The organism is Acinetobacter harbinensis, assembly GCF_000816495.1.
Taxonomy (GTDB): domain Bacteria; phylum Pseudomonadota; class Gammaproteobacteria; order Pseudomonadales; family Moraxellaceae; genus Acinetobacter; species Acinetobacter harbinensis.
In genome coordinates, this window is the sequence record NZ_JXBK01000001.1 from 206,722 (window position 1) to 228,811 (window position 22,090).

The window sequence follows — 22,090 nt, forward strand, 5'->3', positions numbered from 1 at the left end:
CACACCAACCTGACGAGACAATAGGATGTGTTCACGTGTTTGTGGCATAGGACCATCGGTCGCTGCACATACAAGGATTGCACCATCCATTTGCGCCGCACCAGTGATCATGTTTTTAACATAATCGGCGTGACCTGGGCAGTCGACGTGCGCGTAGTGACGAGCTGGAGAGTCGTATTCTACGTGTGAAGTATTAATGGTAATACCACGTGCTTTTTCTTCTGGTGCAGAGTCAATTGCAGCGTAGTCTTTCGCTTCGCCACCAAAAGTTTTTGCACATACAGTTGCAATTGCAGCTGTTAAAGTTGTTTTACCATGGTCAACGTGACCAATCGTACCCACGTTTACGTGTGGCTTATTACGTTCAAACTTAGCCTTAGCCATGATGATCTTCCTCGTTTACGTCGAACACGGTTTAAAACAACTCAGCATCGACATGTTGTCTATAAAACTAAACACCCAATACTTGAAAAGCAGACTAATAAGCCTGCTTTTTAAAAAACTGTGTGATCAAGTCACTAAACTGTATATATCTGGAGCTCTTATCCAGATTTGAACTGGAGACCTCTCCCTTACCAAGGGAGTGCTCTACCACTGAGCTATAAGAGCAAATTTGTGCTTCAATGGAGCGGGAGACGAGGGTCGAACTCGCGACATGCAGCTTGGAAGGCTGCCGCTCTACCAACTGAGCTACTCCCGCACAATGTCGGTACAGACCGTTTTTTGAAGTCTTAAATTGGTGGTGGGAGAAGGATTCGAACCTTCGAAGCTTACGCGACAGAGTTACAGTCTGTTCCCTTTGGCCGCTCGGGAATCCCACCTTACACTTACTTTCAGTGCCGTTCTTTTACTTCACTTCTGAATCACTAGAAAATGGTGCCGGCACCAAGAGTCGAACTCGGGACCTACTGATTACAAGTCAGTTGCTCTACCAACTGAGCTATGCCGGCGCTTTCTAATGTTTCGAACTTTCGTATCGGAACGGTGTGCAGTTTAGCAAAACTTTGAATCCTTGCAAGTGTTTTTTGCAAATAAACTGCTAAAAACTTATAAAATCAATCCATTTGCTGATAATTCAACCGCTTTGATCACTGCGCGTGCTTTTATTTGGGTTTCGTTCCATTCTGATTCAGGATTTGAGTCGACCACCAGACCCGCTCCAGCCTGAACATAGACTTTATTTTCACGAATCACACAGGTGCGAATGGCAATCGACATGTCCATTTCACCATGCCAACCCAAATATCCGACCGCGCCACCAAAAACACCGCGCTTGACCGGCTCAACTTCATCAATAATTTCCATGGCACGAATTTTGGGTGCACCCGACAAGGTGCCGGCAGGAAACGTGGCCTTAAACACATCTAAGGCATCGACATCATCTCGCACTTCACCTTGTACATTGGAAACAATATGCATCACGTGAGAATAACGCTCAACCACCATTTGGTCGGTCACTTGCACTTTGCCAATTTTCGAGACTCGCCCCACATCATTACGCCCCAGATCAATCAGCATGACGTGCTCAGCAATCTCTTTTTCGTCCGAAAGTAAATCTTGCTCCAAAGCCAAATCTTCTTCTTTGGTTTTACCGCGCGGCCGCGTTCCCGCCAATGGTCGTACTGTGGCTATACCATTTTCCAAACGCGATAAAATTTCTGGCGATGAGCCGACAATATGAAAAGGCTTTTTATTGTCGAGGGTGTGCCCCTGAACCAAAAATAAATACGGTGATGGATTCAGATGGCGTAGTGCGCGGTAAACTTGCAAAGCCTCACCATCAAAATCGGAAACCATCCGATGTCCCGGTACCACTTGCATCACGTCGCCGGCACGAATGTATTCTTTGACAGTTTCAATGGTTTCTAGGTATTTTTGCTTACCCGTCAGCGATTCAAAATGTGGTGCAGTATGTTTTTTGGCTTGCAAGCTAATGGGCTGCGCTAGAATTGCTTCTAAATCATCTAAGTATTGTTGGGCTTTACTATAAGCCTCTGCATCAGTTACATCGGCATGTACAATTAAGAATAAGGTGTCTTTTAAGTTATCAAACACAATCACGGTTTTAGACAGCATCATCCAAATATCGGGTAAGCCAATCGGATCTGCGGCGGGCACATTGGTTAAGCGTGGCTCGATGTAACGTACGGCGTCATACCCAAAGTATCCGACCAGTCCGCCGGTAAAGCTGGGTAAAGCTGGCAAGTCCTGCTGTGTCGGCACATGAAATTGCGCTTGAAAGTCACGAATATATTGAAAAGGGTCACTACAGTGTTGGGTTTCAATGCGACCATCGGGCTGCTGAATGGTTAAGCGTGATTCATTGCAGGAAAAAACCGTGGATTCGCCCAAACCAATAATGGAGTAACGCGCCCAATTTTCGCCCCCTTCTACCGACTCAAACAAATAAGCCTGTTGCTGGTCTTTAACCCGAGCAAATACGGAAAGTGGGGTTTCAGTATCGGCCAAACGCTGACGATACACCGGAATCAAGTTATAACCGGCGGCTTTTAAGCTGTCGAATTGAGTTTGCGTTGTCATGAATCTTCTCTATATTTTCGATATGGACATTTTAAGTGCGTTTTAATTTATCTGACTTAGTGTCGCCATCGAAAAACCATACCCTGCCCCATTCCAGCACCTTTATTTAAAACGATTCTGTTCGTAATTCAGTGAAGTCATCAATCACTTGCTGCGGTTGGCAAGCATGAATATCTTCACCATGATTATAGCCATAGCTGACCACAATACAATCAATGCCGGCACATTTGGCGGCTTCCACATCGTTACTGGAATCACCAATCATCAAGGTCTTGGCAGGTGCCACTTGATATTGCTGCATACAAAACAAAAGCTGACGTGGATGCGGTTTACGCTCTTCAAAGCGATCGCCGCCAATCACATCGATGAAATACTCACTCAAGCCCAGACTGTCCACAATCATACGTGCCGGTTGTTCAGGCTTATTGGTTACACAGATCATTTTTTTGTTGTGCTCCAAGCCCCACTGCAAGAACTCACGCACACCGTGGAAAACTTGGGTATCAAGACAAGGTTCGGCATTATAAATGCTTAAAAAGGTCTCTAATAATTGATGATGCTGTACCGGATTCACGCTTCCAGTTAAATGCTGCAAGGTGCTTTGACAAAAAAGTGAGGTGCCTTTACCAATCCATGTCCGCACTTGCTGCTCAGTCACACTGGGCAATTGCAAGGCATTCAGACTCATATTCATGGCACGATATAAATCAAATGCCGAGTCTACCAACGTACCATCTAAATCAAATAAAATTAGCTCACGATTGGCCAAGTTTGCAACCGACATTTTATCTCTCCTCATGCATATCCACAAAAAAACATCCGTATAAACAATTAAGGCATGCCCGTGCATGCCTTAAAGCGGTGCCACTTCATTGTTATTTAAACAACAACCACGCAAGGATGGCCAAAATAATCAACACAATGATGGCAATTAAGCCGGTAGAAGCATTTTTCTGTTCAGTTTTTTGCACATCAACAGAAGAAGCAGCTTCTTCGATCACGACGGGACGCGGCTCAGGATCCACCTTGAGGTCGACGCCAACGGGAATAGGCGCAGGTTTAGGCACAGCCACTTGCTGTGGCATCCCCTCTTGACTGAGCTGTACCGTACGATCACGTTCGCTTAAATCTGGCATACCTTGTTCATTCATCTGCTGCGCGGCAGTTTTCGGTGCTTGCTGTAACGCTTCTGCGGCTGCATTTTGCTCAGCTTGTTCGAATGCTTCTTCCGCTTCAGTTTCAGATACGGCCACTGCCTCTGAAGGCTGTTCCGTCACGGGAACAATCACATCGCTTGCAACAGGTTCAAGCACCACCACTTCGGTGGGCTGAATCAGAACTGCTGCAATCTCTTGTGCTGGCTCAAGCACTGAAAATTTAAAGCTGGCAAACTGTACAATATCGCCTTCTTTTAATAGACCTTCTTGCTCCACACGCACATCATTAATAAAGGTACCGTTGGATGAGTTTAAATCTTGTACCCATAGGGCCTGTTCTTTGAGTAAAAATGCCGCATGTTTGCGTGAAATCTCTGCTGCTTGCAACACAATATCTGCGCTTTGATGACGACCCACCAACATATCACGGTCGATGCTAATTTCTTGTCCCGTCAATTCACCGGTAATTGCTTGTATTTTCCAAGTCATGAAATGCCCTTCTGTTTGCGGTTTTTTTTCATCATATCACGGCACATATATAATTCTTTATTCAGTATCTGAAGAACCTGAGTAAATCTTGGTCACACTCAGCCTGTTAGAAACATTTTCCACCTCAGCATCAGACACCAGCATCTTCTGTCGTTTTACCTCTACCTCATCTAGCGGTATGCGCTGCCGTTGCACTTGAGATTCAATGGCCAAAGGCGTACTAATCACTGTGCTGTTTTGCGTGGTACCGCCAGAAGGGACCGTTTGATAATCTGGTGCTTTGGGCGGTGACGGAGTCACTGGAATACGTTGTTGATAAATATCTTCGACATTTTCAGGCAGTTTGGTAAAGGTGCCATCTTTATCCATGGCCAACTGTAAGCTATACAGTTGGCTGTAGCGTTGCTGTGATAAACGCTGTACGTCTTTACTATCCCCAATAATGGTGGGATGAATAAACACCAATAAATTGCGTTTTTCATTGGATTTAATGTCGGATCTAAATAAACGTCCAATGCCCGGCAGCGAACCTAAACCCGGCACAGACTGACGACCATGAATCGAGTTATCAGAAATTAAGCCACCCAAAACGATGGTTTGACCATGTTCAGCTAAAATTGAGGTTTTGATCGCACGTTTACTGGTGACCAAATCCTGCGCTTGACCCTTATCTTGAACTGCTGAGACTTCTTGTTCTACTTCTAAACGAACCGAACCGCCTTCACCAATATGCGGGATCACCTTTAAAGTGACACCGACATCTTTACGCTCAACCGTGGTATAGGGATTAATCCCCGCGGTCGTGGTGGCCACCGAGCCAGTCACAAAAGGTACGTTTTGCCCCACCACAATATAGGCTTCTTCATTGTCCATGGTGACAATCGAAGGTGTAGATAACAGATTAGATTTGGTTTGGCTTTTTAAGGCTTGAATCAATGCACCATATAAACGACGTGATCCATCACTGCCTTCTTTATAGTCACCTAAAATAAGTGAAGTGCCTTTGAGTCCAGCCGCTGCTGCACCTAAACCCGCTGCGCCACCACTTAAATAGCCGCCAGCAAGACCAGCCAAACTGGCACCGACATTATCAAAACTGATTAAACCCAGACCACTATTTAAATCACCCAAAGCCCATTGCACACCCAACTGATCGGCATCTGAACCTTCTACTTCAATAATCGCGGCCTCAATCAGTACCTGTTGGCGACGCACGTCTAATTGCTGAATAGCCGATTCAATTTCACGCATCAATTGTGGATCGGCCTTTACCACCAAAGCATTTTGACTTTCATCGGCAATAATACTGATGCCATTGCCATTAAAACTGCTGATACTGTTTTGACTATTACTCTTTGATCCAGCGCCCAAACTAATACTTGGGGTAGAAATACTGGAAGAACCGCCACTGCTACTGGCGCTGTTGTTATTGCTCAGCATATTACTGTCAGAAGCGCTGTTTTTTGAACTCGATGAACTTGAAACGGCTTGGCCCGTGACCAAACCTTGCAAAATTTCTGCCAGACTTTTTGCACTGGCATATTTTAGACGAAAGACTTTTAATCCGCCCAAACGATCTGCCGCCGGCACATCCAACATCTCAATCATGTGGCGGATACGCTTACGCGTGGCACTGTCACCTTTAAGCATAATGCGATTGGTACGCGCATCGGCAATAATCCGGACTCGTGAGCCTTTTAAATCTCGTGCGGCACCAGTTGCACTCATCGAATCCAACATCTCAATCATTTCTTGCGCTTGACTGGAATGCAGCGTAATCGCCTCAATATCGTTTTGCCCCGTACCATCTAAATTGCGAATAATGGTTTCCAGCTGATAAATATTATTGGCACGATCCGAGACAATCAGCGCATTGGTACCGGCCACAGCAGACAAATGGGCAAACTGCGGCATTAATGGGCGTAGCGCGGGAATTAAGTCATTCGGATTGGTGTTTTCCAGCCAAATAACGCGCGTGACAATTTGATCACCGGTGGCGCGTTGTTTGCCATCGTAGGGAATGCCCGAGCTTTTGACATTGCTATCAGGCACCAATTTAATGGTGTTACCGGATGGAATTGCCACCACACCATTGACATTGAGCACACCCAAAAATAAATCGTAAACTTCAGCTTTATTTAAGGCTTTATTGGAAATGACGGTGACATTGCCACGTACACGTGGATCAACGGCAAAATTTTTGCCGGTAATATCCGCCACTTCATTAATGAATGCGGTTAAATCGGCATCACGTAAATTTATTTTCCACGTTTGCGCATGACTGGCAGCACTGACCATAAGCATCAGAGGTGCAGCAGCGAATAAGGCCCAAGCCGGACGATGATGATTAAATAAAGCCATAAAATTGACTGCTTCCTAACCCGATGTGACAATACATCACTTAAAAATTTTGTTGTATGGTCATCATCTGATCACCACGCTTTATTTCCAATTTTACTTGGCCGTCACGTTTTGCCTGCTCTAGCAACTGCGCATCACTTTGTCCCTGACCCACCGTTTGCCCATTTAAAGACACAATACGATCACCCGGTTGTAGACCTAATTTATTGCGTAATGCCGCCGGTGTTCTGGATGTCACCTCATAACCACCACTGCCGGCATTAACGCCCATATCTTTTAAGTATTGTTCTCGATCTTGCTGTATTTTTTCTACCGCCTGCCCCAAGGCATTATTTTCTGGGCTTTGCGTATTCTGCGCTGGACTGTCAGAAGTCGCGGGCGTCTCTGCTGCAGGCGGCACAATAGTTTGATCTAAACCATTTTCAATGCCTTTAAACAGCAACTGCCGAGTTGCGCCATTATTTTGGCGCAACACTACCCGATCCCAATACACTTCAGCCAATTGATAAGCACTATTGCCAATCATTTCCCCAACACGATAACGATCCGCCACCTCATCCACTTTAATGACCGCAGACGAAAACTGCATCGGCTGGCTGACCACCACGCCTTGTAAAGTTAAATTAATATTTTCATCTACAGCCGCGCTTTGACCTTGTTCTTGAAATAAGGCAAAGGCACCAATATTAGGAATCACGGCTTGCTGTGAACCCAATTCTACTCGCTCAACCTGCATCACTTGCGGCGGTGCCAGCAACAACCAAAAAATACTGGCCAGTTTCCAACACAAATATAAAATTAATACCGCCAGCAACAACGGTGCTAAACGATCGGCTTGTTTCCAATTCAACTGTTGTATCTGTTCGACCCACTTATTCATTAAAAACCACCACTGAATAAGGGCTGACGTGAACTAAGCACATAGGTATCTAAACCGGCTTTACCGGAATAAGAGGGAATATTCAACAATAAACGCTGGGTTAATTGCACATCCAACATCAAATTTGGATCCAGTTGTAGCGCAATCAATTTTTGATCACGCTGATCGCGCACATCAAACATCAGTTTATAATTTTCATCACTCAGTTTAGCTTTTAATGCCGGCAGATTGATTTGCTCTTGACGCTGCGCATAGCGATAAATTAGCTCGCCTCCGGCCCATTGCAACTGACCTGAAGCATGCGTAAAGCCTTGAGTCTTTTTAAAATCAAACTGGATATCCTGTAACTGAATAGCATTGCTCGGCCATTGCCAATCTACGATATTTTTTAATGTTTCCGGAGCAATATAACCATTAATATGTTGCAGAATAATTTTGTGCCCCAAGCCATAGCCGACTACGGCTTTTAACTGAGTATTGCCACTGTGTAGCGTCACATTGGCGCCTAAGCGAAGCAAAAACAGATCCAACGGTCGAGTTTTCCAACTTAATGAACCTTTCAATTTACCTTGCCGCCAATCGGCTTGACCTTGCCAAATATTACCACTGACATTTTGCAGCACTTGATTGTTTTTATAAAATTTTGAAATCAACCAAGCTGCCGGAATTTGAAGCACAACAAAGATAGAAAAAACAAGGATGGCAAAGATCCACCACTGAATAGCTTTGGTTTTTTTGATCATCCCACCACGACCCACATATCAATTATTCTTCCTTGGAGGCTCATCTTATCTTTCTACACACATTATGCATACTTTTCCCCCAACGCCAATTCAAAGATATAAAAAAACCAAGCATAAATGCTTGGTTTTTACAGGCTCATTCAATTGAATGAGACTCTAATCACTTTTAAAACTAGATCAGAAAATCTTCTAATTTTGCACCTTTTTCAATTTCAGCCACCAACCAACGTGGTTGCTTACCACGACCCGTCCAACTGTTCGCTGGATTGGACTTGCTGCGATAACGTGGTTCAACTGCTTTACGCGTGCCTTTCTTACGTTTAGTGCTGCCAAATTCTAAGATTTGCTCAACGGTTAAACCGGCTTGCTGAGCAATCTCTAAAATTTGCGCATACGCAGTTTCAACTGCTTCATCTTTTTTAGAGACAATCAGCGCTTCTGCTTCAATCTGTAATTTTTTTAACTGTTCAACAGTTAGATTACTAATATCTGGCATCATATTAACTCCATATAAGTTTTATATTTATTTACACACAGCTCTATACTATTTTTATTATGCAATATATTCAACACAAATATTAAAATTTTCAATCATTATAAAAACAGTATAGAGCAATTTATATATGTAGTAGCTTTCAGACAATAATAATCTGTTTATTTAAACTGGATGATTCACGCTTAATTCAAGTGCAGTAACTTTCTGTCGAATGGTTTCAGGCAGTGCAGCTTTCAACATATTGTGTTTATCAACACACACAATAACCGCCTCACCCCGTGCTACAACAGTTTGCTGTTGTTTACTCCATAATAAATAGCTCATACGAAAGGCACTATTACGCATCTCTTCTACACGCACACCAATGCTTAACTGATCTGGATAAAATACCGGCTTAATATATTGACACTGATTAGAGGACACCACGGTATAAACGGCCTGCTCAAAAGCATTCAGTTGATCCATATAAAGAATACGAGCACTTTCCATATAACGATAATACATCACATTATTAACATGACCGAATGCATCCATATCGCCCCATGCAACCGCTTGAATATGAATAACCGGATAATCTGAGAGTGCTAACATAATATTGACCTTTATATTTTTATTTCGACAAAATTCGGATTGTTTTCATAGATTAAATTTAACTGTTGAATCAAATCGTCCTGACCTTTTAACGTCGATTTAATTCTTAAATAGTTCATCATGATATTATCTGGATATAATTCAAGCATTTTATTGGCCTCTGCGATACAGTCTGTTGCAGTATACAAATGCCATTTGGCAAAACTAAACACCGGCAAAGCCGGATATTTATTTTCCCAATAATCGATACGTTGCTCTACCGCCAAATAATCTGGATTTTGCTTTAATAACTGCTGCTGAAACCATAAATAAAAAACGTCTTGGTTAAATTGCTCATCCAACAAATGCAAGGCCAATTCTTGCTGCTGTTCGCTCATTTCTGGCAAGCGTGACAACAGCTTTAACCACAAAATTTTTGTCTGATGTGTGTGACCATAAATTTGCGCTTGTAAATCTAAATAGCGTTGCGCAAGATTTTGCAGGTCATCGATATCAGCTTGATCAAAATAAACCAACAATTGCTGCAACCACTGTTGTTTGCTTTGTGCTTCTAAATGCCCATATTTGGTCGAACGCAAATACGCCCAAGGAAACTGAATGGCAAACTGTCCCCACAAAATATTTAAACGTGAATCATAGGCACTTTCAATCTCCGCCAACCACGGCGACAATTGCTGCTGATTTAAAAATTCAAGATGGGTTAAGGCTTGTTGTGCATCATTTTGCGCTAAATAAATTTCAATCCGTTGGATTTCTGCCAACTCAAAGGCCATGCTATGACTTTGATTTAATGTTTGTAGCGCTTGTGGATAGTGCTGCTGCATCACCTCTAAACGTGATTTCATAATCCCTTTTAATAAACCGGATTTTGAAAATATGCTTTGAATAAAATCACGTTGATCTTGTGCGGCATCTAATAACCAAATCACAGCCAATTGCTCATAGGGATGTAAATTTTTAAAATCAAAAACTGTCTGTAATTTTCTTTGCTTTTGATCCAAGGAGCGCTTCATCAAGAGCCATAACAATTGCATGATTAAACTGACCACAATCAGAACAATCAGCATAATCCAAAGTGTGGTTTGAACTTGCCATTCACGCCAATAAATATAAACATAACCGGCGCCATAACCATAACTTAGAATACTAAACGCGGCGCTCACCAGTAAAGCAATGAAGAGATAAGCCCATAAAATTTGTTTCATTGGTCTATTACCCCACTAACGCGCGTGTATTTAACAGGGGCACCGGAATAACAGTGAAATCCTTTAGCGTTTGAATTTTTTGAATCAATTGTCGTGATTTTGCGTCAGGGACTTTATTTAACAATTGAATAATTTGCATTAATGCTTGTTGATATTCTAAATACTGTCCTTGCTGTAATGCATGATTAGCCAACAATAAGCGCAGTTGTGCTTCTTTTAATATTAATGGTCGCTGTATTAATGCGGTGGCAGGCTGTTTTGCCGGCTCAATCAAGATCCAACGCTGCCAAAAATAACGAGGTTCCATTACTGTAGCAGTTAATTGAGGACTGTTTATTTCTGCGCTGAGTGCCTGATCCAATTGCTGCATAAATAAGGTTACTTTTGCTTGCTGTGCAGCACGAGCGCTGCTGACTTGTTGGATAGATTGTTGATCTTTTTGAATGGCTTGGTGCAAGCTGTGTTTTAACGAGGGCGCTAAAGTATAACTTTCTAAATTACGATCTAAATGCAGCAGTTTATCCAAAGCATCATTAAATTGATGTTGTTTTAGCATAAACTCAATTAAATCCAATTGTTGCTGAATTAATACCACCGGCTCTATAGAAGCAACCATTTCATTATTTAAATGACCTGTAGGCTTCGCATCGCTTTGAGTCGTACCTTGTGCTGTGCTCAGCTGACGTTGCACAGCCACCAATTGATCATTTAAATTGGCATTATTTTGTTCAATCTGGTGCAAACTGCTGCTGAATTCGCTTTGTTGTACAGAGAGATTTAATAGCTCGTAGCCTAATTTCACCATGCACATTAGAATTAAAATAAGGAATAAAATAAGCGCTTTCTTCATGTGTTCCCTTGCACAATTGCAATCTGCTGCAAAATAGATTCTGTTTTTAAATCGGTTAATCGCGCGATATTAAAACATGAACCTTGGCTTTTTTTATAATTTAACACGATTTGATACAAGCGCTCTCCCAACAGCAGATAGTGCCCTTTGGCCATTAACGTGGGAAAATTCTGCATCAGCTGTAGCCAGTTAAGCCAACTGGCCTCACTGCTCAGCACCATGACATAGTTTTTCTGTTGCTGAAGCAATGCCGCTGTCTTTGCAAAATTTTGTGTCGTTAATAAAGGGCACTGCCGTAAATACAGAATGAAATTTAAAATTTTCATGCCTTGCTGTTTCAGCTGATCCATCATGAATACACGCCCGCCTTCACCGCGCCAAAAAGCAATCACGGTGCCTGCATGTAGGCCATCTAAGACGGGTAGCTGTAACATGCCTTCTGAGGTTTCAACCAAAGGAACGCTGGCTTTAATACCATAACGCGCCAAAGTCTCAGCGGTTTTCTCTCCCACTGCAATCCACTGAATATGCCGTAAATCATCTAAACCAAACGTGGACTGTTTTAAATAATCCATCCCAATCTCGACCGCAGTTGGACTTACCACCACAATGACTTCAGCAGTAGATAACTGCTCATACAACCAAGACAGCGGCGCTGACCAAGGCTTGGCCAGCAATTCTAATAAAGGTAAATCCAACACATCAATGTGAGCCATGCGTAAGGCATGACTCAAACTTTCGGCACGATCTTGTGGACGGGTATTAATAAACAGCATCTTAATAAAAAGCTTTCAGTAAATCGCCAGCACCTTGTTGCAACAGCGCTTGAGCCAATGCCTCACCCAATTGCTCGGCTTGTTGTGCAGGCCCATCCATCTCTACTTTTAACAGCGTCAAACCATCAACACTGCCCACCCGCCCTTCAATGTGTAGTTGTCCTTGATGTAATGTTGCATAACCGGCAATCGGCACTTGGCAGCCGCCTTCTAAATAAGCATTAAAAGCACGTTCTGCGCGTACACAGACATCCGTTTCTGCATGGGACAGCGGTAAAATATAATCCAATACTGCCTGATCCCCTTGACGACACTCTAAACCGAGTGCGCCTTGGCCTACCGCAGGTAGACTAATCAAAGCCGGTAAACCATGACGAATTCGCTCGGCCAAACCCAAACGTTTTAAACCGGCACTGGCCAAAATAATGGCATCGTATAAACCGGCATCTAACTTAGATAAACGCGTGCCGACATTGCCACGCAAATCAGTGATATTTAAATCAGGGCGCTGCATTAAAAGCTGACATTTACGGCGTAAACTTGACGTCCCCACGGTAGCACCATGCGGCAAGTCATCAAAATTCTGGTAAGTATTTGAAACAAAAGCATCCAGCGGATCTTCGCGTTCACAAATGACCGGCAAGATCAAACCTTCTGGTAAGGCCATCGGCACATCTTTCATAGAATGCACCGCCAAGTCAGCACGGCCATCCAGTAAGGCAGCTTCAAGTTCTTTTACAAATAAACCTTTACCACCAATTTTCGCCAAAGGTGTGTCTAAGATTTTATCCCCTTGAGTTACGAAAGTAACCAACTCGACCTGAAGATCCGTATGCAATGCTTCTAAACGCGCACGAATATGTTCAGCTTGCCATAATGCAAGCGGGCTTTGTCGAGTTGCAATTTTCAAGATCTTCATAAATTTCAGAAACAGTCAATAAGGGCATTATTCTAAACTTAACCTGCTGACTTTAAAATGCAAGCATATTTAGTCCTTAAAGCACACTAAAACACGAAAACTAAGCTTTAAATTTTTTGGATTCGCTCTCTTAGAGAAGGTAAATGACGTCGACTTACCGCCAAACGCTCATTTAACTCACGACAACGCACCTGATATTGCCCCGAACCAATCACCTCTAAGCCATCTAGAAAATCTACAGACACCAAAGCATTGCGATGAATGCGAATAAACTTGTCGCCAAATTCATTTTCTAGATCTTTTAAGGTTTCATCAATCAGTACGCTGCCATTTTTATGTCGTACCGTGACATATTTTTGATCGGCTAAAAAATAATAGATATTTTCCACCGGTACCAATTCAACACCGCGGTAGGTTTTTGCCACAATATGTTGGCGTTTTATCGTTAATTCGTTCATATCTTCTTTTTGTTTTAAAGTGCTCATTTGCGCTTGAGTCAACTTGGTTAAATGATCGAGAACCTGTTGCAATTCCTGCTGCATCACCGGTTTCAACAAATAGCCTTCAGCATTTGATTTAAAGGCCTCTAAAGCATGCTCATCATAAGCCGTGCAAAAGATAATGGCGGGCATCGGGTCTAATTCGCGCAGATATACCGCGCAGCTTAAACCATCCATTTCTGGCATTTGAATATCTAAAAGAATCACATCGGGTTGGTAGAATTCGGCCATCTCAATGGCTTGCTGCCCATGACTGGCAGTGGCGACCACTTCATGTCCAAGTTGCGTGACTAAGCGTGACAAGCGCTCTACTGCAAGCGGCTCATCATCACAAATCAGGATATCCATTTCTTCTCCTTTTCATGGTTAACATCATTTTTTTTATAGGTTAACGATGATTTTTTATTTATAGCGATATTGCACAATCGTGGTAAATATTCCCTTCCCTGCATAGGTTTGAAAAACAACACTCCGTCCATAATATGCTTCTAAGCGCTGTTTTACATTTTCAACAGCAATACCGTGTCCTTGTCTGAGCGGTATTTTATCTGCAGTATACGGATTGGTAATGACGATATTAACTTGATTTTGCAGGATTTCAATCAATATGCTTATCGTACTCTTTGTAATAAATTTTTCAACTCCATGAAAAATACTATTTTCCACCAAAGGCTGTAAGGTGAGCAATGGAATTTGCACTTGTGACAGTAAAATACTATCGGTGATTTTCCATTCTACCTGTAAGCGATCGCCTAAACGAATCTGCTCAATGGCCAGATAATGCTGGCACAGCTTAATTTCATCTTGTAAACGCACCAGTTTAAGTTCCTGAAAACTGGCGCGAAATAATCGTGACAAATTTAGTAACATTTCTTCAGCTTTATTCGGATCAATGGTAATCAAACTGATCACACTATTTAAACTGTTGAATAAAAAATGTGGATGGATACGCGCTTGCATGGCTTGAATACGGGCATTCAATTCACTATTTTGTTGCCGCAGCCATTGTTCGCGCAAATATAGATAGCGAAAACAAAAGGTCCCGATCAGCACACCATAACTTAAATGCAGTATTGCACCATCGTACAAAATCGGCAAAGTCAGGTGTGGCAGAGTAAAGTTTTGCCCAAAATACATCACAGCATTTAAGGTCAGCGTGGTCAGCACAATAATCAGCTGCAATAAAATAAAACCCACATACAACAGTTTTTCAAAACTTAAACTTGGCGCTTTTTTTTGTAGCAGCTCCATAAAAGCCACAAAGGCCAGTAACACCCAATTGATAAAAAAAATGTACTGTAATAAACGTGGCGTGGTTAAAGCCGACCAAGACTGTGCCTCTGCCAACGCCAAGAGCATGGCCAACAGATTACTGGCCACGAATAATTCAATTAAATGTTGCCACTGCGCCATTTTATGAAAAAGATAACGCGGATTGAGTTTAGTGGAGCGAGAATCCCTTAAAGTTTGATCACGTTGTTTTTCAGCACGCGATTCTGAATTTGCTATACTCTTGTTCAAATGATTGCTTTTTATTTTATTGAGCCGATATGACCACATCTTCTAATTCCTCAAATCCGTCACAAGCCCAAACTTCAGGTATGTGGGGCGGTCGTTTCTCTGAAGCTACTGACGCATTCGTTGCTGAATTTACAGCATCTGTTCAATTTGACCAACGCTTTTATAAACAAGATATTGCCGGCTCGATTGCACATGCCACCATGTTGGCCAAAGTGGGCGTACTGACAGAACAAGAACGTAACGACATTATAAATGGTTTAACCGCCATTCAAGCAGAGATTGAAGCTGGCAACTTTGAATGGCGCATCGACCTTGAAGATGTGCATATGAATATCGAATCACGCTTAACGGCACGCATTGGTATTACCGGCAAAAAACTGCATACCGGACGTAGCCGTAATGACCAAGTGGCCACCGACATTCGCTTATATGTACGTGATGAAATTGATGCGATTTTAAAATTACTGGAAAAACTACAAAAAGGCATTTTAGGTTTAGCCGCTAAAAATACCGACACCATTATGCCGGGCTTTACCCATTTACAAACCGCGCAACCCGTTACCTTTGGTCATCATTTAATGGCGTGGTTTGAAATGTTGGTGCGTGACTCTGAACGTTTAATTGACTGCCGTAAACGCGTCAATCGTTTGCCACTCGGTTCAGCTGCTTTAGCTGGCACAACCTATCCGATTGAGCGTGAATATACCGCTGCACTATTAGGCTTTGAAGCAGTCTGTGAAAACTCACTCGATGCAGTGTCTGATCGTGATTTTGCCATTGAGTTCAATGCCGCTGCGGCACTGATCATGATGCATTTATCACGCATGTCGGAAGAGATGATTTTATGGACCTCGGCGCAGTTTAAATTCGTCAATATTCCCGATCGCTTCTGTACTGGATCATCGATTATGCCGCAGAAGAAAAACCCCGATGTTCCAGAATTGATTCGCGGTAAAACGGGTCGTGTCTATGGCGACTTAATGAGCCTGTTAACCTTAATGAAAGGGCAACCGCTGGCTTACAATAAAGACAATCAAGAAGACAAAGAACCGCTGTTCGATGCCATTGATACCGTGCGCGGCTCATTGATGGCGTTTGCCGATATGATTCCGGCCTTGGTGCCGAATATTGAAGTGATGCGCGAAGCGGCATTGCGTGGCTTTTCAACCGCGACCGATTTAGCCGATTACTTGGTTAAAAATGGCGTGGCTTTTCGCGATGCTCATGAAATTGTTGGCAATGCAGTGGCGCTTGGAGTGGCAGAAAATAAAGATTTATCTGAATTAACCTTAGCGCAACTGCAACAGTTCTCAAGTCTTATTTCCGCTGATGTCTTTGAAAAAGCCCTCACCTTAGAAGCATCGGTCAATGCACGCAATCATATTGGTGGCACTGCACCCGCTCAAGTTATGGCGGCCATTGAACGCGCCTATACTCGCCTTGAAAAACTTTACGCTTAAGGAATACATAGAGATGTCTCGACAAGTTTTTTGCCGTAAATATCAAACGGAAATGGAAGGCTTAGATTTTGCGCCTTTCCCTGGTGCCAAAGGTCAAGAATTCTTTGACGGTGTATCAAAACAGGCGTGGCAAGAATGGCTCAAGCACCAAACCACATTAATCAATGAAAAGCGCTTAAATGTGTTTGATGCCGATGCGAAAAAATTTCTTGAAGAACAACGCGAAAAATTCTTCAGTAATGATGAATCCGTCGAAAAAGCCGAAGGTTGGAAGCCTGAAGAAAAATAAGGTACGATCTTATTTTTCGGTAAGAGCAGCAAAGCGCCTCGGTTTAACTCTAAAAAGAGTCCTCATTTAGGGCTCTTTTTTAATGTCGTTTCAAAAAATTATTCTATACTTTAAAAGAATGCCGTAATGAGAGCTGTTTAAACGGGGATTATTTTTATAGGTAGGTTTAAAATCCAATTTTTAATACCTCGCAACAACTGTAAATACAAACTACATTTAGAAATAAAAATACACATTACAATACAATAAGCTCCATGATTTTAGCCAAGTATTCTCCTATACTTGTTTTCAAGGAGATGGCCATCCCATCTTACAAAAGATATAAGTATCTCCATTTTCAATCCTAGATTTCCCCCAAAATCTAGGATTTTTTTTAACTGCTATTTTTAAAGCGCAAAATTTTCAGTAAAAAAATGCCTTCTGTTAGAAGGCATTTTAAGGGCTATTTATAGCTCATTTAAGGTTGCTTTAAATACGGCCATGCGGCTTTTAAATAAATGAACATGGACCATAAGGTCAGAATAACCGCGGTATAGAGCAACAAGTAGGCCAATGTATCTAACGGTGGCCAGTTCAGCAGTAACACTGAAATTGCAATCATTTGGAAGGCTGTTTTGTATTTACCCACGGTTGATACTGCAACATTGGTGCGTGCGCCCAGTTCGGCCATCCACTCACGTAAAGCAGAGACCGTAATTTCGCGCGAAATAATCACAATTGCGGCGAAAACCATGGACATACTCGGTTGCCATTGCACCAAAACAATCAGTGCAGCAGCGACCATCAGCTTATCAGCGACTGGATCAAGAAAACGACCAAAAGCTGAGGTTTGATTGAGTGAACGGGCCAAATAACCATCAAACCAATCGGTGATGGCCGCCACAACAAAAATAGCAGTTAAAAGAATATGACGGGTCATATTACCGTCGGGTGCAGCAGTACCAATTGCAGGCGGCCAATATGCCACCAACAAAAAAACCGGTATTAAGGCGATACGCGCCAAAGTTAAGATATTCGGAATATTCAGGATGCGACCTGTAGTCATAGACACCGCCAATTTGCCCCCTCATGTACGATGAAAATCACACATATCTTGAGAATTGATTCATCGTTAATTCAGGCTCACTTTATACGAATTGCTATACAGTGTCACTAGGCAAACACGGTAACTGTCTGTCTGGAAATTGCAATCAGTCTATTCTGGGCATCCCACAAATGTGCATATTCGGTGGAGTATCCTTGCGCGGCATAATCGGTAAATACTTTATATTTAAACCAATCATGTAGTTGATGCTGTACCGGATGAATATACGTGACATGCCACGTCAACGAACTGGCCGGTGCGAGGGTTTTAAACAAGGGCAAGACACCCGGTGGCCAAATATCAAACAGGGTCATTAAATCTGCCACACTCAATTCACGATTGTCATGTTTTTCAGGCTTAAAGCGAAACCAACCGCCAAAGTCTGGGCTTGAACTGGCGCTACATGGATAATTCCCTTCGGCCCAACAGACATCGAACTGTTGATAGCATTCAGGCATAGCCGCATGCTGAGCCAGTGTACTTAAATGTTCAGGCGCAGGATAAACCGGTGCGCTACGTTCCTGTTTTACTTCAATACTGGAGACGCGTTCCGTGCCAAAACTGGCAATCAAAATACTCTGTACAGCATCGTCTTGCCACAGTCGAACTTCAAGCGTGGTCACCGATTTACCTTGCCTTAAAATCTCTGCACTTAAGCGTGCTTGGCCTTGTTGTACCGGCCCGACAAAGGTCACACTGGTACTCAGCAAGCGTTTTGAAGAATCCGCTACACTGACCAAGGCTTTGTGCATCAAGATACCGGCCACTAAACCACCATAAATGGTGCGACCTTGCAGCCAACCGGCAGGAATATCGATCCATTCCTGTTGTTCAATAGCTGTAAATAACTGTTGTAGTGACATTGTTCATCCTTGTGTCAGTCGGGTATTCACTATCTTTCACTTATTTTCACGCTTTGTGAAGATGCAATGACTGCTGCGTCAGTGCCGCACTTTGATGCCTTTATCTAAGCTTAGGTGGGCTTTATTCATGCAAAATTTTATAAATGATTCGCGCCATCACTGCGCCTAAGCCCGGCACCAGCATCATTTCTTTTTCCGACGCTTTGAGCACCCCTTGAATACCACCAAAATGGGTCAGTAAATCGCGGCGGCGTTTTGGCCCCAAACCCGGAATCACCTCTAACACCGAACCGCCACGGCGTTTATCACGTTTAGCGCGATGTTTGGTAATGGCAAAACGATGTGCTTCATCCCGCACTTGTTGAATCAAATGCAGCGCTTTATGATCTTCGGGCAATTGAATTTTAGTACCATCCGTAAAGTGCAAGGTTTCTAGGCCGGGTTTACGCCCCTCGCCTTTAGAGACCCCCACCATAAATGCCTCTAAACCTAAATCTTGCATCACTTGCATGGCCATATGTAATTGCCCCTTACCGCCATCAATCAGCAATAAATCGGGCAACATGGCTTTTTTATACCGCCGTGTTAAGGCTTGACGCATCGCGGCATAGTCATCACCGCCGGTAATATCTTCAATGGCAAACTGGCGATAATCACGTTTTCGCGCTCCGCCTGAATCAAACACCACACACGAAGCAATGGTAGCCTCGCCCATGGTATGCGAGATATCAAAACATTCAATCCGATCTACCGGCCGCCCCAGCACTTGCTCTAACTGATGAAAACGCTCATTCAGTTCAAAATGATTGTCCAATTGCCCTTTAATGGCATGCTGCACATTCATATTGGCCAGTTCCAGCCACTCGGCTCGCGTTTCACGTACCTTGTGTTTGATCTGTACTTTCTTGGCAAATTGCTGCTGTAACGCTTGTTCTAATTCTGAGGTATTCGGCAATGCTGTATTGATGATCAATTCAGTGGGCACTTCATCGGCCACTTGAAAATAAAAATTGGCCATAAAATCGGAGAGCATTTGGCCTAAATCATCGCCTTGCATATCTGGAAAATAACTTTTACCGCCCAACATTTTACCATTTCGAATATGCATAATTTGCACACAGGTCACACCGGCATGATAAGCAATTGCTAAAATATCGGCCTCGCCTTTGACTTTATAAATGGCTTGTTGTGCCTGTACATCGCGTAGCAGCCCCATACGATCGCGATAAAATACCGCCTTTTCAAACTCCAGTGCCTCCGCCGCTGTTTCCATTTTCGCAATCAATTCTTGATTCAGCGCTTTGGTATCGCCTTGTAAAAAACGAATCGAATTCTTCACATCTTCTTGATAATCTTCTGGTGAGATCAAACCGACACAAGGCGCACTACAGCGCTTAATTTGATATTGCAAACAGGGACGTTTGCGCTGGGCAAAATAACTATTTTCGCATTGCCGCACATTAAACAGTTTTTCTAAGGTCACCAAGGTGTCGCGTGCGTTATAGGCACTGGGATAGGGTCCAAAGAACTTACCCGCCTGATGCTTGCCTTTGCCGCGACCTGCCGCAATTCGCGGATAAGGCTTGTCGCTGGAGATAAAAATATACACATAGGATTTATCATCGCGCAGCATAATATTGTACGGCGGACGATGCAGTTTGATCAGATTTTGCTCAAGCAATAAGGCTTCCGTTTCCGAGCGGACAATCAGCGTTTCGATGTCATAAATACGCGCCACCAAGGCTTGCGTTTTCGGATGCTCGATGGTTTTAACAAAATAGCTGGAGACCCGATTTTTTAGATTCTTGGCTTTGCCGACATACAACAATTCGCCCTCTTTACCCAGCATGCGATACACCCCCGGTAAGGTGGTCATATGGGCTAAAATCTTTTCAATATTGTCGCGCGCATTTTCGTTCACATGGAGCCTTATTCACAATAATTTGGGTCTACTGCATAATGTGATGCTTTTGAGATTATTTTCAAGCCAATTGTGTATTTTCAACCACAATGCAACATATCTAAAATTCCTCGCATTAGTTGCTAGGTAAATATAAGCCACCCATCCGATGTTGATAGATAAATGACGTTCGGCTTGATCAATAACTGCGCTGTAAGCTCAGACACGTTTTCATCGCTGACCTGATTTTTAAAATTCGCGCTACAAAACGATGCATTCCTCGGTCAAATTTCAGCCAAAAACACGGCAAAATCATCCTTAAACAGCGGCCATATTGACCATTTTGCCCAAGCGTACAGCCACAAAAACTTGCAATTCGACAATCTTGCCCGATATAGACGAGAGCGAGACTGGTTAAAAATTCTAATTTAAACAAAAAGTTCATTCTATTTTAAGTCGACAGATGAGAAATAAAGTCTTCTTGTAAAACAGGTTAGGTTAAAAAAAACTATGACCCTTGCGTCACGGCTTGATACAACTTGTTATGTTCTTTTTAGATATAGTTATCGTAAGATTAGCGAAGCGCGCTGTACGCTGAACATGCGTACATGCTTTGAAACATCCACTTAATAAGTCCTCCAAAATAAAGGAGATCAGGCATGATCCACGCTGGCAATGCCATTACCGTCCAAATGCTTTCGGACGGAATTGCAGAATTCCGCTTTGACTTACAAGGTGAGTCGGTCAACAAATTTAATCGTGCAACGATTGAAGACTTTAAAGCTGCAATTGACGCTGTTAAAAACAATGGCGAGATTAAAGGTTTAATCGTTACCTCTGGTAAATCTACATTTATTGTAGGTGCAGATATCACTGAATTTGGTGAAAACTTTGCTCAGGGCGAACAAGCAATTGTGGATTGGGCGATGCCTGTTCACGAAATTTTTAACAGCTTTGAAGATTTAGAACTGCCTAAAGTTGCTGCCATTAATGGTATGGCATTGGGCGGTGGTTTTGAGATGTGCTTGGTCTGTGACTATCGTGTCATGTCTGTTGCAGCTCAAGTCGGTCTACCTGAAATTAAACTGGGGATTTTCCCAGGCTTTGGTGGTACGGTTCGTTTAAGCCGCGTGATTGGTATTGATAACGCCGTTGAATGGATGGCGATGGCCAATCCAAAACGCCCAGATGCAGCCCTTAAAGACGGCGCAGTCGATGCGGTAGTCACAGCCGACAAACTGCAAGAGGCTGCCATTGATTTGGTTAAACAAGCGCTTGCTGGTCGTTTAGACTGGAAAGCCAAACGTCAAGAAAAACTCGATCCGGTCAAACTTAGCCCGATTGAACAAATGATGGCGTTTAACTCATCTAAAGGTGTAGTTTTAGCCAAAGCTAATCCTGCACAATATCCAGCGCCAAAATTATTGCTTGATTCTTTACAAGCCGGTGCAAGCCTGCCACGTAA

The 22,090-nt window shown here is 43.0% G+C and carries 21 protein-coding genes and 4 tRNA genes; 3 read left to right on the plus strand and 22 right to left on the minus strand.

Annotated features, from left to right (window positions below; translation table 11 throughout):
- The 19 genes from SE27_RS01050 to SE27_RS01140 all read right to left on the minus strand — a co-directional run.
- A partial coding sequence (locus SE27_RS01050) for a GTP-binding protein (protein ID WP_039620087.1) occupies window positions 1–384 on the minus strand: 384 nt, incomplete at its 3' end.
- A 150-nt stretch (window positions 385–534) separates the two neighbouring features.
- A tRNA-Thr gene (locus SE27_RS01055) sits at window positions 535–609 on the minus strand.
- Window positions 610–624: 15 nt separating this feature from the next.
- Window positions 625–700, minus strand: a tRNA-Gly gene (locus tag SE27_RS01060).
- 37 nt (window positions 701–737) lie between these two features.
- Window positions 738–821 (minus strand) — tRNA-Tyr (locus tag SE27_RS01065).
- 53 nt (window positions 822–874) lie between these two features.
- Window positions 875–950, minus strand: a tRNA-Thr gene (locus SE27_RS01070).
- A 97-nt stretch (window positions 951–1,047) separates the two neighbouring features.
- On the minus strand, window positions 1,048–2,541 hold the full coding sequence (trpE, locus tag SE27_RS01075) for an anthranilate synthase component I (RefSeq protein ID WP_039620089.1): 1,494 nt from the start codon (window positions 2,539–2,541) through the stop codon (window positions 1,048–1,050).
- 106 nt (window positions 2,542–2,647) lie between these two features.
- The gene (locus SE27_RS01080; RefSeq protein ID WP_039620091.1) at window positions 2,648–3,325 is read right to left on the minus strand and encodes a phosphoglycolate phosphatase; all 678 of its coding nucleotides are present in this window, start codon (window positions 3,323–3,325) and stop codon (window positions 2,648–2,650) included.
- 91 nt (window positions 3,326–3,416) lie between these two features.
- Window positions 3,417–4,187, minus strand: a complete 771-nt coding sequence (locus SE27_RS01085) for an FHA domain-containing protein (RefSeq protein WP_039620093.1) — start codon at window positions 4,185–4,187, stop codon at window positions 3,417–3,419.
- 57 nt (window positions 4,188–4,244) lie between these two features.
- Window positions 4,245–6,548 (minus strand): type II secretion system secretin GspD, encoded by a 2,304-nt coding sequence (gspD, locus tag SE27_RS01090; RefSeq protein ID WP_052251682.1) that lies wholly within the window; start codon window positions 6,546–6,548, stop codon window positions 4,245–4,247.
- 40 nt (window positions 6,549–6,588) lie between these two features.
- The gene (locus tag SE27_RS01095; RefSeq protein WP_039620095.1) at window positions 6,589–7,428 is read right to left on the minus strand and encodes a type II secretion system protein N; all 840 of its coding nucleotides are present in this window, start codon (window positions 7,426–7,428) and stop codon (window positions 6,589–6,591) included.
- On the minus strand, window positions 7,428–8,171 hold the full coding sequence (gene gspN, locus SE27_RS01100; RefSeq protein WP_039623718.1) for a type II secretion system protein N: 744 nt from the start codon (window positions 8,169–8,171) through the stop codon (window positions 7,428–7,430). The genes SE27_RS01095 and gspN overlap by 1 nt, the downstream gene beginning before the upstream one ends.
- A 172-nt stretch (window positions 8,172–8,343) precedes the next feature.
- Window positions 8,344–8,670 carry an H-NS histone family protein gene (locus tag SE27_RS01105; protein WP_171160643.1) on the minus strand — a complete coding sequence of 109 codons (327 nt, stop codon included), beginning with the start codon at window positions 8,668–8,670 and terminating at the stop codon, window positions 8,344–8,346.
- A 159-nt stretch (window positions 8,671–8,829) separates the two neighbouring features.
- Entirely contained in the window at window positions 8,830–9,258 is a 429-nt protein-coding gene (locus SE27_RS01110; protein ID WP_039620097.1) for an acyl-CoA thioesterase, read from the minus strand.
- A gap of 11 nt (window positions 9,259–9,269) precedes the next feature.
- Entirely contained in the window at window positions 9,270–10,463 is a 1,194-nt protein-coding gene (locus tag SE27_RS01115) for a heme biosynthesis protein HemY (protein WP_039620099.1), read from the minus strand.
- A 7-nt stretch (window positions 10,464–10,470) separates the two neighbouring features.
- Entirely contained in the window at window positions 10,471–11,313 is an 843-nt protein-coding gene (locus SE27_RS01120) for a hypothetical protein (protein WP_039620101.1), read from the minus strand.
- Window positions 11,310–12,089: a uroporphyrinogen-III synthase gene (locus SE27_RS01125; RefSeq protein WP_039620104.1), complete on the minus strand. Its 780-nt coding sequence runs from the start codon at window positions 12,087–12,089 to the stop codon at window positions 11,310–11,312. The genes SE27_RS01120 and SE27_RS01125 overlap by 4 nt, the downstream gene beginning before the upstream one ends.
- Window position 12,090: 1 nt before the next feature.
- A complete protein-coding gene (gene hemC, locus SE27_RS01130; protein ID WP_039620106.1) occupies window positions 12,091–13,008 on the minus strand; it encodes a hydroxymethylbilane synthase in 918 nt (305 codons plus the stop codon).
- Between the two features lie 107 nt (window positions 13,009–13,115).
- On the minus strand, window positions 13,116–13,856 hold the full coding sequence (locus SE27_RS01135) for a LytR/AlgR family response regulator transcription factor (protein WP_039620107.1): 741 nt from the start codon (window positions 13,854–13,856) through the stop codon (window positions 13,116–13,118).
- 54 nt (window positions 13,857–13,910) lie between these two features.
- On the minus strand, window positions 13,911–15,068 hold the full coding sequence (locus SE27_RS01140) for a sensor histidine kinase (RefSeq protein WP_039620109.1): 1,158 nt from the start codon (window positions 15,066–15,068) through the stop codon (window positions 13,911–13,913).
- On the opposite strand from SE27_RS01140, the gene argH reads away from it, so the two are divergent.
- On the plus strand, window positions 15,059–16,489 hold the full coding sequence (argH, locus tag SE27_RS01145; protein ID WP_039620111.1) for an argininosuccinate lyase: 1,431 nt from the start codon (window positions 15,059–15,061) through the stop codon (window positions 16,487–16,489). The two genes, SE27_RS01140 and argH, sit on opposite strands and share 10 nt — an antisense overlap.
- A 13-nt stretch (window positions 16,490–16,502) precedes the next feature.
- Complete coding sequence (locus SE27_RS01150) at window positions 16,503–16,778, plus strand: oxidative damage protection protein (RefSeq protein WP_039620113.1); 276 nt, start codon at window positions 16,503–16,505, stop codon at window positions 16,776–16,778.
- A 457-nt stretch (window positions 16,779–17,235) separates the two neighbouring features.
- Here the strand turns inward: SE27_RS01150 and pgsA are convergent, their stop codons facing one another.
- From pgsA to uvrC, 3 genes are all read right to left on the minus strand, one after another.
- Window positions 17,236–17,823, minus strand: coding sequence for a CDP-diacylglycerol--glycerol-3-phosphate 3-phosphatidyltransferase (pgsA, locus tag SE27_RS01155; protein WP_039620115.1), 588 nt, complete (start codon window positions 17,821–17,823; stop codon window positions 17,236–17,238).
- Between the two features lie 107 nt (window positions 17,824–17,930).
- Window positions 17,931–18,725, minus strand: a complete 795-nt coding sequence (locus tag SE27_RS01160; protein ID WP_039620117.1) for a thioesterase family protein — start codon at window positions 18,723–18,725, stop codon at window positions 17,931–17,933.
- Window positions 18,726–18,846: 121 nt separating this feature from the next.
- Window positions 18,847–20,646: an excinuclease ABC subunit UvrC gene (gene uvrC, locus SE27_RS01165; RefSeq protein ID WP_039620120.1), complete on the minus strand. Its 1,800-nt coding sequence runs from the start codon at window positions 20,644–20,646 to the stop codon at window positions 18,847–18,849.
- Window positions 20,647–21,284: 638 nt separating this feature from the next.
- On the opposite strand from uvrC, the gene SE27_RS14300 reads away from it, so the two are divergent.
- The coding region (locus SE27_RS14300; protein WP_455549949.1) for an enoyl-CoA hydratase-related protein at window positions 21,285–22,090 on the plus strand (806 nt) is incomplete at its 3' end.

Coding starts and splice junctions, on each gene's coding strand:
- SE27_RS01120 (WP_039620101.1), bottom strand. CDS start 11,313: ATGAAGAAAGCGCTTATTTTATTCCTTATTTTAATTCTAATGTGCATG.
- gspN (WP_039623718.1), bottom strand. CDS start 8,171: ATGATCAAAAAAACCAAAGCTATTCAGTGGTGGATCTTTGCCATCCTT.
- SE27_RS01095 (WP_039620095.1), bottom strand. CDS start 7,428: ATGAATAAGTGGGTCGAACAGATACAACAGTTGAATTGGAAACAAGCC.
- SE27_RS01085 (WP_039620093.1), bottom strand. CDS start 4,187: ATGACTTGGAAAATACAAGCAATTACCGGTGAATTGACGGGACAAGAA.
- SE27_RS01125 (WP_039620104.1), bottom strand. CDS start 12,089: ATGCTGTTTATTAATACCCGTCCACAAGATCGTGCCGAAAGTTTGAGT.
- pgsA (WP_039620115.1), bottom strand. CDS start 17,823: ATGACTACAGGTCGCATCCTGAATATTCCGAATATCTTAACTTTGGCG.
- trpE (WP_039620089.1), bottom strand. CDS start 2,541: ATGACAACGCAAACTCAATTCGACAGCTTAAAAGCCGCCGGTTATAAC.
- hemC (WP_039620106.1), bottom strand. CDS start 13,008: ATGAAGATCTTGAAAATTGCAACTCGACAAAGCCCGCTTGCATTATGG.
- SE27_RS01150 (WP_039620113.1), top strand. CDS start 16,503: ATGTCTCGACAAGTTTTTTGCCGTAAATATCAAACGGAAATGGAAGGC.
- argH (WP_039620111.1), top strand. CDS start 15,059: ATGACCACATCTTCTAATTCCTCAAATCCGTCACAAGCCCAAACTTCA.
- SE27_RS01080 (WP_039620091.1), bottom strand. CDS start 3,325: ATGTCGGTTGCAAACTTGGCCAATCGTGAGCTAATTTTATTTGATTTA.
- SE27_RS01140 (WP_039620109.1), bottom strand. CDS start 15,068: ATGTGGTCATATCGGCTCAATAAAATAAAAAGCAATCATTTGAACAAG.
- gspD (WP_052251682.1), bottom strand. CDS start 6,548: ATGGCTTTATTTAATCATCATCGTCCGGCTTGGGCCTTATTCGCTGCT.
- SE27_RS01105 (WP_171160643.1), bottom strand. CDS start 8,670: ATGATGCCAGATATTAGTAATCTAACTGTTGAACAGTTAAAAAAATTA.
- SE27_RS01160 (WP_039620117.1), bottom strand. CDS start 18,725: ATGTCACTACAACAGTTATTTACAGCTATTGAACAACAGGAATGGATC.
- SE27_RS01115 (WP_039620099.1), bottom strand. CDS start 10,463: ATGAAACAAATTTTATGGGCTTATCTCTTCATTGCTTTACTGGTGAGC.
- SE27_RS01135 (WP_039620107.1), bottom strand. CDS start 13,856: ATGGATATCCTGATTTGTGATGATGAGCCGCTTGCAGTAGAGCGCTTG.
- SE27_RS01110 (WP_039620097.1), bottom strand. CDS start 9,258: ATGTTAGCACTCTCAGATTATCCGGTTATTCATATTCAAGCGGTTGCA.